The following is a 1,663-nucleotide window of genomic DNA, read 5'->3' on the forward strand; positions in this document are numbered from 1 at the left end:
GCGCCTGGAAGAGATCGCCCTGACCGACCCGTACTTCATCGAACGCTCGCTGTACCCGAACGTCGACTTCTACTCGGGGATCATCCTCAAGGCGATCGGCATTCCAACCAGTATGTTCACCGTGATCTTCGCCCTGGCGCGGACTGTCGGCTGGATCTCCCACTGGAAAGAAATGCTCTCCAGCCCGTACAAGATCGGCCGTCCGCGCCAGCTGTACACCGGCTACGAGTCGCGTGACATCACCCCGCTTGAAGACCGCAAATAAGACCTGTCTTGCGATAACGTCTTAAGTTGCACCGAGAACGGCCTCTATATAGATAGAGGCCGTTTTTGTTTGTGCTCTTTGGTTGTGTATATATCCGTTTCTTCGGTAACGGCGGCTCGACCTCCGGGAAAAGAGCAGACAGATCAAAAGCCAAAGCAACGGCAAGATCAAAAGATCGCAGCTTTCGGCAGTTCCTACGGGAGGAATATATCCCCACGTCCGATCAGGCCGGCCGGCCGCCTCGCTTTGGCTTTTGCATATAGCCTTCGCGGGCAAGCCTCGCCCCTACAAAGGGCGATAACCGCCCATAAAAGCCCAATAAAAATGCCCCGATCTCTCGACCGGGGCATTCGTGTCAGCGCAGCTTATATATAAGAAGCCTTAGTGCGAAACCGCCCCACTCGCCCCCAACCCCGTCTGCGAACGGACAAACTGCGGGAAGAACAGCGCCCGCTCATTGTCAGCCGCAGCAGATTTGTCAGTGATCGAGAAGAACCAGATCCCGATAAAGGCAATGATCATCGAGAACAGCGCCGGGTATTCATACGGGAAGATCGCCTTCTCGTGACCCATGATCTGCACCCAGATGGTTGGCCCCAGCACCATCAAGCCAACCGCACTGACCAGCCCCAACCAACCGCCGATCATCGCACCGCGAGTCGTCAGTTTCTTCCAGTACATGGAAAGCAGCAGCACCGGGAAGTTGCAGCTCGCCGCGATGGAGAACGCCAGGCCCACCATGAACGCGATGTTCTGCTTCTCGAACAGAATGCCCAGGCCGATCGCCAGCACCGCCAGGGCGATGGTGGTGATTTTCGAGACGCGGATTTCGTCCTTCTCGTTGGCCTTGCCCTTCTTGATCACGCTGGCATACAGGTCATGGGACACTGCCGAGGCACCGGCCAGGGTCAGGCCGGCCACCACCGCCAGAATGGTCGCGAACGCCACCGCCGAGATGAAGCCCAGGAACACACTGCCACCCACCGCGTTGGCCAAATGCACCGCCGCCATGTTGTTGCCGCCCAACAGCGCGCCTGCCGCATCTTTAAAGGCCGGGTTGGTGCTGACCAGCAGGATCGCGCCGAAGCCGATGATAAAGGTCAGGATGTAGAAGTAACCAATGAACCCGGTCGCATACAGCACGCTTTTACGCGCTTCTTTCGCGTCACTCACGGTGAAGAAGCGCATCAGGATGTGCGGCAGGCCAGCGGTACCGAACATCAGTGCCAGGCCGAGGGAGAACGCCGAGATCGGGTCTTTCACCAGGCCGCCCGGGCTCATGATTGCTTCACCTTTGGCGTGAACCTTGATCGCCTCGGAGAACAGCGTGTTGAAGTCGAAGTTGACGTGCTTCATCACCATCAGCGCCATGAACGAGGCACCGGACAGCAACAGCAC

General features: G+C 57.9%; 2 protein-coding genes. One reads left to right on the plus strand and one right to left on the minus strand.

What is annotated here, in order from left to right; all coding sequences use genetic code 11:
- The coding region (locus AC1DLB_RS29360) for a citrate/2-methylcitrate synthase (RefSeq protein ID WP_477786226.1) at window positions 1–265 on the plus strand (265 nt) is incomplete at its 5' end.
- A 381-nt stretch (window positions 266–646) separates the two neighbouring features.
- Here AC1DLB_RS29360 and AC1DLB_RS29365 read toward each other — a convergent pair.
- A partial coding sequence (locus AC1DLB_RS29365) for a sodium:solute symporter family transporter (protein ID WP_477786227.1) occupies window positions 647–1,663 on the minus strand: 1,017 nt, incomplete at its 5' end.

The sequence above is a fragment of the Pseudomonas sp. 05N434 genome (assembly GCF_056396965.1).